The organism is Aneurinibacillus thermoaerophilus, from assembly GCF_019603355.1.
Classification (GTDB): Bacteria; Bacillota; Bacilli; order Aneurinibacillales; family Aneurinibacillaceae; genus Aneurinibacillus; species Aneurinibacillus thermoaerophilus.
Window position 1 is genome coordinate 3,652,250 of sequence record NZ_CP080764.1, and the last position, 10,655, is coordinate 3,662,904.

11 protein-coding genes are annotated in these 10,655 nt (G+C 44.2%); all 11 read right to left on the reverse strand.

Translation table 11 applies throughout. The features are described from left to right. Positions 1 to 44: 44 nt before the first annotated feature. The 11 genes from K3F53_RS18675 to rpmH all read right to left on the reverse strand — a co-directional run bounded on the left by K3F53_RS18675 (position 45) and on the right by rpmH (position 10,581). On the reverse strand, positions 45 to 1,193 hold the full coding sequence (locus tag K3F53_RS18675; protein WP_057897234.1) for an aminotransferase class V-fold PLP-dependent enzyme: 1,149 nt from the start codon (positions 1,191 to 1,193) through the stop codon (positions 45 to 47). Positions 1,194 to 1,276: 83 nt separating this feature from the next. Beyond that, entirely contained in the window at positions 1,277 to 2,134 is an 858-nt protein-coding gene (locus tag K3F53_RS18680) for a ParB/RepB/Spo0J family partition protein (protein ID WP_057897233.1), read from the reverse strand. Beyond that, on the reverse strand, positions 2,127 to 2,888 hold the full coding sequence (locus K3F53_RS18685; protein ID WP_057897232.1) for a ParA family protein: 762 nt from the start codon (positions 2,886 to 2,888) through the stop codon (positions 2,127 to 2,129). Before K3F53_RS18685 ends, K3F53_RS18680 begins: the two co-directional genes overlap by 8 nt. Before the next feature lie 179 nt (positions 2,889 to 3,067). After that, entirely contained in the window at positions 3,068 to 3,892 is an 825-nt protein-coding gene (gene noc / locus K3F53_RS18690; RefSeq protein WP_057897231.1) for a nucleoid occlusion protein, read from the reverse strand. 271 nt (positions 3,893 to 4,163) lie between these two features. Beyond that, a complete protein-coding gene (gene rsmG, locus K3F53_RS18695; RefSeq protein WP_057897229.1) occupies positions 4,164 to 4,880 on the reverse strand; it encodes a 16S rRNA (guanine(527)-N(7))-methyltransferase RsmG in 717 nt (238 codons plus the stop codon). A 9-nt stretch (positions 4,881 to 4,889) separates the two neighbouring features. Continuing rightward, the gene (mnmG, locus tag K3F53_RS18700) at positions 4,890 to 6,776 is read right to left on the reverse strand and encodes a tRNA uridine-5-carboxymethylaminomethyl(34) synthesis enzyme MnmG (RefSeq protein ID WP_057897228.1); all 1,887 of its coding nucleotides are present in this window, start codon (positions 6,774 to 6,776) and stop codon (positions 4,890 to 4,892) included. Between the two features lie 41 nt (positions 6,777 to 6,817). Continuing rightward, on the reverse strand, positions 6,818 to 8,191 hold the full coding sequence (gene mnmE / locus K3F53_RS18705) for a tRNA uridine-5-carboxymethylaminomethyl(34) synthesis GTPase MnmE (protein ID WP_057897227.1): 1,374 nt from the start codon (positions 8,189 to 8,191) through the stop codon (positions 6,818 to 6,820). Positions 8,192 to 8,364: 173 nt separating this feature from the next. Further along, entirely contained in the window at positions 8,365 to 9,138 is a 774-nt protein-coding gene (jag, locus tag K3F53_RS18710; protein WP_057897226.1) for an RNA-binding cell elongation regulator Jag/EloR, read from the reverse strand. Then, complete coding sequence (gene yidC, locus K3F53_RS18715) at positions 9,135 to 9,899, reverse strand: membrane protein insertase YidC (protein WP_057897225.1); 765 nt, start codon at positions 9,897 to 9,899, stop codon at positions 9,135 to 9,137. The genes jag and yidC overlap by 4 nt, the downstream gene beginning before the upstream one ends. Positions 9,900 to 9,999: 100 nt before the next feature. Next, positions 10,000 to 10,365, reverse strand: a complete 366-nt coding sequence (rnpA, locus tag K3F53_RS18720; protein WP_057897224.1) for a ribonuclease P protein component — start codon at positions 10,363 to 10,365, stop codon at positions 10,000 to 10,002. An 81-nt stretch (positions 10,366 to 10,446) separates the two neighbouring features. Further along, the gene (gene rpmH / locus K3F53_RS18725) at positions 10,447 to 10,581 is read right to left on the reverse strand and encodes a 50S ribosomal protein L34 (protein ID WP_057897223.1); all 135 of its coding nucleotides are present in this window, start codon (positions 10,579 to 10,581) and stop codon (positions 10,447 to 10,449) included. Positions 10,582 to 10,655: the final 74 nt, after the last annotated feature.

Sequence of the window (10,655 nt, forward strand, 5' to 3'; positions counted from 1 at the left end):
CTCTCTTGCCGACCATTCGACCATTATTTAATTGAGAAAAACCTTTAGAACGCAAAAGCCTCTCTAATCTCCCGTAAAGCCACAACCAGCGCTTCTACATCTTCTTGTTTATTAAAATAACCAAAACTAGCGCGAACAGCTCCTGTTGTCAACGTCCCTACCGTTTCGTGTGCCAAAGGTGTACAATGAAAACCGGCGCGGACAGCAATATTATACTCCTGATCTAAAATATAGGCGAGTTCAGAAGCATCGACCCCTTCTAGCATAAACGGTACAACCCCGACCCGTTCTGTATCCTTATCAGGTCCAAACACCGTTACCCCTTCCATGTCTTCCAACTTTTCAAGCAGAAGACGCGTAAGCCACCATTCTTTTCTGCGAATAGACTCTATTCCTGTCTGTAGCACAAATTCCACCCCCGCCGCCAACCCGGCGATCCCCGGCGTATTTAGTGTCCCGCTTTCATAACGATCCGGCCGCGTCATTGGTTGGTCAATATCCTCTGAATGACTGCCTGTTCCACCATGCAGCAATGGCGTAAGAGCAATAGAAGAATGAACATATAAACCTCCAGTTCCTTGCGGGCCGTACAACCCTTTATGCCCTGGAAAAGCAAGCATATCGATGTACATGTCTTCTACATCAATCGGTAGAATGCCCGCCGTCTGCGACGCGTCTACCAGATATCTTACTCCCGCTTCCCGGGCAATCCGACCTATTTCTTTCACAGGAGCAATTGTCCCCAATAAATTCGAAGCATGGCTAACAACAATCAATTTCGTATTCTCGCGAATAGCTGCACGAATGGTCTCAAGCGAAAACATATAATTCTCCGGTTTAATATATGTAATCTCCACGCCGACTTCTTTCCGCAAAAACTCCAGCGGACGGCGGACGGAATTATGCTCCAGCGAAGTCGTAACCACATGATCTCCCTGCCGTATAAATCCTTTAATAGCTTGGTTTAATGCTTGCGTCGCATTTAATGTAAAAAAGATATCATTTGGATTTTTAATATTAAAAAGCTTGGCTAGCTTTACTCTTGCCTGATATACCGTTTTACTTGCCTTCATTGAAAGTTTATGGCCGCCGCGCCCCGGGTTTGCAGCATACTCTTCGATACATTCGGCTACTGCTTGGCTAACTTCTTTTGGCTTCGGCCAAGTGGAGGCTGCGTTGTCCAAATATATCATCACGCTCTTCTCTCCCTTCCTTTATTCTTTATATTGTCCGTTTCTAACAGCGAAGGCAACCTATTTTCTGCAGGTTGCCTTGCTTATGCTTTGCTATTTTCAACAAGTTCAAGAATCCGTTCCAAATCTTCCTGAGAAAAATATGAAATTTCAATTTTGCCTCGATTTTTACTTTTTGAAGGCTTAACATGTACCAATGTTCCGAACGCCATGCGCAACCTTTCTTCCCAGTCCTTTACAAAACGTTGAGTTTCTGTGTCTTTTGTTTCGCGTGAAACTTTTTTCTTTTCGCTCATTCTTTTTACTATCTCTTCCAGCTGGCGAACACTGAGCGACTTTTCTTCTACTTCTTTTGCTAGTTCAATTTTTATCTGGTCTTTTTCTACACCGAGCAATGTCCGGGCATGTCCCATTGATAACGTTCCACGTGAAACTCGCTCCTGAATTTCTTTCGGTAATTGAAGAAGACGCAAAAAGTTTGCTACATGTGGCCTGCTTTTTCCTACTTTCTTTGCCAATTCTTCCTGCTTTAATGAAAAAGCTGTCATTAGTTTCTGATAAGCCTGTGCAATTTCAATCGCGTTCAAATCTTCTCGTTGTAAATTCTCGATCAAAGCAATTTGCATGACCTGTTCATCGGTAAACTCACGGACAACTACGGGCACATGTTCGACATTCGCCAATTTAGCGGCTCTAAGCCTCCGCTCGCCTGCTACTAATTCATATCCTTTTATGCTTTTTCTTGCTATTAACGGTTGGATAATACCGTGTTCTTTAATTGAATCAGCAAGCTCATTCAACGCTTCTTCTTCAAAGTATTTGCGGGGTTGATATGGATTGGGCCGGATTTTTTTGATTTCTACTTGTAAAATATGATCTCCTTCATCAATATCAAGCGAAGAAATCAGCGCATCCAGTCCCCGCCCCAGTCGTTTAGTCAATGCCAATCACCTCTCTGGCTAAATCAGTATACACTTCCGCTCCCTTAGAACGGCGATCGTAGGTGATAATCGCTTGGCCGTGGCTGGGTGCTTCACTTAGGCGAACATTGCGCGGGATAATCGTACCATACACTTTTTCTTGAAAATACTTCTTCACTTCATCAATAACCTGAATGCCGAGATTAGTACGGGCGTCCAGCATGGTTAGCAGTACACCTTCGATATATAAATTACGATTTAACTGTTTTTGTACAAGCCGAATTGTGTTCAATAGTTGACTTAACCCTTCCAGCGCGTAATATTCACACTGAATCGGAATCAGGACAGAATCAGCCGCGGTCAGCGCATTAACGGTTAGAATGCCGAGCGAAGGCGGACAATCAATAATAATATAATCATACTTATCCCGTACTGTATCAAGCGCTTTCTTTAGACGTTTTTCTCGCGAATATACAGGCACAAGTTCAATCTCTGCGCCTGCCAGTTGAATGGTAGCCGGCAGCACGAACAATCCCTCAATGTCGGTTGGTAAAATTGCGTCAAGCGTGTTAATGTCGTTAATCAATACATCGTACACACAATAACGAACATTCGCTTTTTCGATTCCAATACCGCTCGTAGCATTTCCCTGGGCATCAATATCAACAAGCAGTACTTTCTTTCCTTCTTTGGCAATACATGCACTAAGATTAACAGAGGTAGTTGTTTTTCCTACGCCGCCTTTTTGATTTGTGACCGCAATAATTTTACCCATACGTTTCACAGAAAAAGGCGCAGGAAGCCCGCTTGTTTAAGAGCGGGAGGAATGCGCCTCATCCTGCTGCCTCCCTTCATTTGGTTTGATAATAATATTCATTAGAATGACGCATGAGTTTGCCATTCTTGAACCTCTCATGGCTAAAGCCACGAGATTCTTGGCTAAATGATAAAATCTTATTTTTTATTCTTCGGAATTTTAATGATGAATTGATAAAATTCTTCGTGGTCTTCTTCTTGTGTTTCAATATATAAGCCGCTTTGCAACACCATATCTACAGATTGTCTTACAGTATTAATGGCCAGACGTGTATCTTTTGAAAAAGAGCGCCGCTTCGGCACAGGTTTTTCGTTCTTCTGCTCCATTATCGACTTGATGCGTTGCTCTGTTTGCTTTACGTTCCACCCTTTTTCTATAATTTCTTTCAAAAGCTTTAACTGGGCCCGCTCATCTTTTAAGACTAATAGAGCCCTAGCGTGCCGTTCAGAAATTTTTCGAGCGAGCAATGCTTCTTGAACCTGTTCTGGCAGATGAAGCAGACGTAATTTATTAGCAATCGTCGACTGGCCTTTCCCCAGCCGGTTCGCCAAGCTTTCCTGTGTTAAGCCATGAATATCAATAAGCTTCTGGTAAGCTATAGCCTCCTCGATTGGAGTAAGCCCTTCTCGCTGCAAGTTTTCAATCAAAGCAATAGAAGCCGCCTGCTCATCATTAAAATCCTTTACAATAGCCGGGATTGTTTCCATACCTAACCTTGTAACTGCGCGCCACCGTCGCTCACCAGCAATAATTTCAAACACGCCTCTTCTTTCCCGTACAACAATTGGTTGAATAATGCCGTGGACTTTTATTGTCTCGCATAGTTCATCAATTTTATCATCATCAAACACAGTTCGAGGTTGATAAGGATTAGGGACAATTTGAGCTACGGGTATCTGTCGAATCTCTTCCTGATCGGTACGTTCTGTTAGACCAAATAATCGAGAAAACTGATCCTTCATAAGACATCACCCACTTCTCCTTCTTTCCAATTTCAATATTCGCCATCATCCCACCTATTTCCTGCACAATGTTTCACGTGAAACATTATGAAAGCGCGCAATCTTATAGAACACGATAAAAAACTTAGCTGCTGTCAAACGCAAGCGCAGGCAACAGCCTTTGTTGCTCCCATACAAATTTGCCGCAAAAAAGGAAAGACGGACAGGCCCCATAAGTTTTTCGCATTTGTCAATGAGAAAAGGCAGCCTTTTGGCTACCTTCTTGTCCTTGTTATACAATTGGTTTCTTGGCGGGAGTACCGGCTTTTCGAGGATAAACAGATGGGGTCTTCTGCTGTTTACGAATAATGATGATGTTGCGTTCCGCTTTTTCTTCCGGAAGTTCAAACGTCTCGACTCTTTCGGTTTTTCCACCAAGAACTTTAATCGCTTTTTTGCCTTCGTTCAACTCCGCTTCAATATCCGCACCTTTCATGACAAGGAACGCGCCGCCCGGTTTAACAAACGGTAAACACAATTCCGCAAGTACGCTCATCCTCGCTACCGCCCGGGCAGTCACAAGATCAAAGCGATCACGGTATTTCTTGTCTTTTCCGGCATCTTCTGCCCGGCTATGGACAAATGAGATATCCACCAGGCCAAGCTGCCTTGCCACTTCTTGCAAAAAGACAAGCCGCTTATTCAACGAATCAAGTATCGTCAATTTTAATGACGGGAAACAAATTTTGAGCGGAATCCCCGGAAAGCCCGCACCTGAACCAACGTCAATTAAACTTTCCGCACCAGTAAACGTATAATAAAACGCCGGTGTAATTGAATCATAAAAATGTTTTTCATATACCTGCTGCTTTTCCGTAATCCCTGTCAAATTCATTTTTTCGTTCCATTCTACAAGTAGCTCATAATACTTCTCAAACTGCTGAAGCTGCTCTTCTGAAAGTTCAATTCCTTTTTCAGCAGTTAATTGTCTCAATGTCACTGCGTCCATGGATCTCTCCTAATTTGCGACTTTTCGATTATAAGATTCGAGATATACAAGTAAAACGGAGATATCCGCTGGCGTTACCCCGGAAATGCGCGATGCCTGGCCAATAGAAAGAGGTTTGACTTTGTTAAGTTTCTGGCGCGCCTCCATTGCAAGACCTTGGATATTCATGTAATCCAGATTTTCTGGTAAACGTTTTTTCTCCATTTTCTTGAGACGGTCCACATCCTGTAATTGCTTGCGGATATATCCTTCGTACTTAATCTGGATTTCAACCTGCTCCGCTACGTCCGCCGGGATCTCCATTTCCGCCGGCGCAATCTGTGCAATATGCTTATAAGTTACTTCCGGACGTTTCAACAAGGAATACAGATCAATCGCATTGTCAAGCTCTTTAGAACCAACCTCGCGCAGCATTTGCTGCACTTCCGGTTGCGGCCCTATTTTCGTTGTCCTCAAGCGTTCCTTCTCCGCTTCGATCGCTTCTTTTTTCTTCAAAAAACGCTGATAACGCTCTTCGCTAATCAAGCCAATTTTATATCCGATTTCCGTAAGACGCATGTCCGCGTTGTCATGACGTAGAAGTAACCGGTATTCCGCCCGGGATGTAAGCAAACGATACGGTTCACTCGTTCCTTTCGTGACAAGATCATCGATCATCACACCAATATATGCTTGCGAACGATCAAGAATGAGCGGCTCTTTACCTTGTACTTTCAACGCGGCGTTAATGCCAGCCATAATTCCCTGGCCCGCCGCTTCTTCGTAGCCGGATGTGCCATTTAATTGTCCCGCTGTGTACAAGTTTTTAAGCCGCTTTGTTTCAAGGGTTGGCCACAGCTGACTCGGTACAATCGCATCATATTCAATGGCATATCCAGGACGCATCATTTTTACGTTTTCCAGACCAGAGATTGTTTTCAGAATTTCTAATTGCACTTCTTCAGGCATGCTTGTGGATAATCCTTGTACATATACTTCTTCTGTATTGCGTCCTTCCGGTTCTAAGAAAATTTGATGACGCGGCTTATCGCTGAAGCGAACAATTTTATCCTCGATAGAAGGACAATAACGAGGACCCGTTCCCTCGATCGCTCCGGAAAACATCGGCGCACGATACAAATTATTGTTGATAATTTCGTGTGTTCTCTCATTCGTATACGTAAGCCAGCATGGTAGCTGATCCTCTACACGAAATTCCGTTGTTTCATAAGAAAATGCCCGCGAAACATCATCTCCCGGCTGAATTTCTGTTTTACTATAGTCAATTGAACTGTTGTGAACGCGCGGCGGCGTACCAGTTTTAAAACGAACCAATTCAAAACCAAGCTCTCTCAAATGATCGGACAATCCGATGGACGGCTGCATATTGTTTGGACCACTTTCATATTGCAACTCACCGATAATAATTTTTCCACGTAAATACGTACCGGTTGTCAATACAACTGCCTTAGCTGCATATTCGGCACCAGTTTTCGTAATCACACCTTTACATACGCCATCCTCAACAATCAAACGCTCAACCATCCCTTGGCGCAACGTCAGATTTTCTGTATTTTCCACCGTTTGCTTCATTGTATGCTGGTATAGAAATTTATCCGCCTGCGCGCGCAACGCATGCACAGCCGGGCCTTTCCCCGTATTTAGCATCCGCATCTGAATATACGTTTTGTCAATATTTTTGCCCATCTCGCCACCGAGCGCGTCGATTTCACGAACCACGTGACCTTTGGCCGGCCCGCCAATCGAAGGGTTACATGGCATATACGCTATCATATCCAGATTAATTGTTAACAGAAGCGTCGAACATCCCATGCGGGCCGCGGCAAGCGCCGCTTCCACTCCCGCATGTCCGGCGCCGACAACAATTACATCAAATGTACCTGCCTGGTATCCCATTTTCGTATTTCCTCCTCCGCGCAATTCTCCGCGCTTTCTTACTACTTTCCAAGACAGAACTGAGAAAAAATCTGATCAATCAAATCATCGCTCACTGCGTCCCCGACCACCTCGCCAAGCAGTTCCCATGTGCGGCGAATATCAAACGCCACCATATCGACAGGCAATCCGTTTTCCACTGCTTCAATCGCTTCTCCAATCGTTCTATACGCTTCCTGTAAAAGCTGAATATGTCGAGAATTGCTTACATATGTTAAATCATCGCTCTGTACCGAGCCGGAGAAGAATAAAGAAGCAATCACTTCTTCAAGTTGTTCGATCCCCTCTTCTTCTTTCACCGAGATGGTAACGAGCGGCAAATCTCCAGCCAGTCTGCGTACTTCTTCCATGTCGATTTTCTGCGGCAAATCAGTCTTATTAACAATAACAATTGCGTTCATCGGTTTAACGACCGCAAGCAAATTACGATCCTCATCCTCTAACTCTTCCCCAAAGTTCAGCACCAAGAGAACCAAATCAGCCTTTCCCAGCATCTCACGCGATTTCTCGACCCCAATACGCTCGACAATATCTTCGGTCTCCCGAATCCCTGCAGTGTCAACAAGGCGTAACGGAACACCCCGGACATTGACATATTCCTCGATAATATCACGCGTCGTGCCAGGAACATCTGTAACGATGGCTTTCACCTCCTGTAGCAAGCTGTTTAAAAGCGACGATTTTCCCACGTTTGGCCGACCAACAATAACGGTAGCCAAACCTTCGCGCAGAATTTTTCCCTGCTTTGCTGTGCTTAGAAGCTTTTCGATCTCTCCCTGTACCCAGCGGCTTTTCTCGGACAACAAAGTTCGTGTCACTTCGTCCACATCATGCTCAGGATAATCAATTGTTACTTCAATATGTGCCATTAATTCGAGCAGCTGCTGACGCAGTTTACCAATAAGTTTTGACAACTTACCTTGCACCTGATTAAGCGCCACTTTCATCGCACGATCCGTCTTAGCGCGAATCAAATCGATAACCGCTTCCGCCTGCGACAAATCGATTCGACCATTAAGAAATGCCCGCTTCGTAAACTCGCCCGGTTCGGCCATGCGTACCCCCTGCGCAAGTACAAGATCTAGTACGCGCTTTACGGACACAATCCCTCCATGGCAATTCACTTCGACAACATCTTCCCTCGTAAACGTACGCGGTGCCCGCATAACAGAAACCATCACTTCTTCTAAAGTTTCACCGTTTTCATCTATTAGATGCCCGTAATTGATGGTATGACTATCCACAGTGGATAATTTTTGACGTCCTTTAAATATTTTATCCACAGCTGCAATCGCATCCGATCCGCTCACGCGAATAATGGCGATACCACCCTCACCCAGAGGCGTTGCAACGGCTGCTATTGTATCAAAATCCATTTTATGTCACCACGCAAAAGGCATGTTTTTTAAAGCTTTCCCTAAATTTATAGGATAACATACTTCATCAATATTTGAGAACAAAACAAAAGTTCATTAGTAAAGTATCATCTTTACTTTATCCACAAAAAAACTCCCTACAATAAAAAGCAGGGAGGTTTCTATATTTATTATTACTTTTTCAAAGTGATAACCACACGTCGGTACGGCTCCGTCCCTTCGCTAAACGTCTCTACCTGTGGGTGATTTTGCAGTCGGCTATGAATCATCTTCCGTTCCGCTGGATTCATCGGTTCCAGACGTACTGGTTTTCGGGTTTTAGCTACTTGGCGCGCCATCCGATCTGCTAGCTGCTCCAGTGCCCCTTTCCGTTTTTCACGGTAATCCCCCGCATCCAGCACAATTCGCACTCGCTTATCCATATGCCGGTTTGTCACCACATTTACTAAATATTGAAGTGAATCAAGCGTTTGGCCGCGGCGACCGATGACGAGACCAAGCCCTTGGCCTTTTAGGTTAAAGATTACTTTCCCATCTTCTTCGATCTGTTCCACTTGGACATGAAGCCCCATTGTAGCGAGTACTTCTTCCAAAAACGCTTTCCCTCGGCGGATCGCATCTACTCTCACTGCCTCCCTGGGCATTTCCGGTGTTTCTTCCGCCTCTTCAACATTTTCTTCTAGGGAAGAAATGGCTATTTTTTCAGGTTCAGGCACAGGTTCATTTACAGACGACTCTTCCAGAACACCAGAAACTTCATTTTTTTCTAGTTTTTCCTGTAGAATTACTTCCACTTTTGCGTCACGAGCACCAATTAACCCAAAAAAGCCTTTACTTGGCTCCTCCAGCACACGGTATGTAACCATGTCGCGCGTGGTCTGAAGCTCCCGCAACGCTGATTGAATCGCGTCTTCTACTGTTTTTCCCGTTGCCGTCACCTTTTTCACTTGGCCGTTCCTCCTTTAGGAGCAGTATCGCGATAAAGGAAATATGTTTGAACAATAGTAAAGATGTTTCCGTATACCCAGTACAAAGATAAGGCAGACGGAAGGGTCATAGAGATGACAAGAATCATAACCGGCATCAAATATAGCATCATTTTCATTTGCGGATTTTCAGCAGCAGCCGCATTGTTTCGCATCATCATCCATTGTTGCAAATACGTGGTTATAGCTGCAATAATCGGTAAGATGAAATACGGGTCTTTTGCGCCAAGCTGCAGCCATAGAAAACTATGGGAGCGAATTTCTCCTGTCCGAATAATCGCATGATAAAAAGCAAGCAAAATCGGCATCTGGATTAAAATCGGCAAACATCCAGAAAGCGGGTTGATTTGATGCGTTTGGTACAGCTTCATCATTTCTTGCTGATAACGTTGCGGATCGTTTTTGAACCTATCGCGCAGCTTCATCATCTCAGGCTGCAATTCCTGCATCTTCTTGCTGCTTTTCATCTGTTTTATCATGAGCGGCAAAATCGCTACGCGAACAATAATAGTTACGATTAAAATCGCAATTCCGTAGTTTCCACTGGCCAAAGCCGCCGATTCTTGTAACAACCAAGAAAGCGGATATACAAAAAACTTGTCCCAAATTCCTCTGTTCGGGTCGATCGGCAAAGGATGATTCGGGTTGGCGGCGGTACATCCTGCGGAAAATACAGCGATTAGCGCAAAAAGCAGTGCCAGTTTTAATCGCTTGGGAAGCAAGAAAATTCCCCCTTGCAACTTATGTATTTTCAATTATTATACTTGCCGAAAGAAAAAAATGAAAACTTTCTGACACAAATATTATTATCAAATATTATTATCAAGATGTATTTTTTCCTCTTTTCGTTCCTTTGAATAAACGGGCTTTCCTCATGCAATGGTAGAGGCTTTCTTTAAATTGATGAAATCCCAGCTCCACAGCAGGCAGACGGCAAATCACAATGAAGTCAACGTTCGGTTTAATCTCATCCGCGCGCAGGCGAATCGCCTCTTTGATGATTCGCCGCAGCCGATTGCGCGTAACCGCCTTTCCCATCTTTTTGCTGACAGAAACCCCTACCCGAAAAGCGTCCTGTCCCTCTTTTTCCAGATAATAAATAACGAATTGGCGGTTCGCAACAGAAGTGCCCTGTTTAAAAACAATCTGGAATTCCTCATTTTTTCGCAACCTGTTCTTGCGATACAAAGGACACACTCCTTATCTGCTGCTGTCTTCCCCGCTTTATCCTCCAATAAAACGGTAGAAAAGGCCACTATGGGAGTGGCCTTATGCTGACAATACTTTTCTTCCTTTTCTGCGACGGCGTGCAAGAACTTTACGACCGTTCTTTGTGCTCATACGAGCGCGGAAGCCGTGAACTTTTTTACGCTTACGATTGTTTGGGTTAAAAGTCGGTTTCATTATATCCACCTCCTTGGGAAGGTTCCATCCAAAATAACAATATTATAGACAGTCTAAGTTATTATATCTATCCC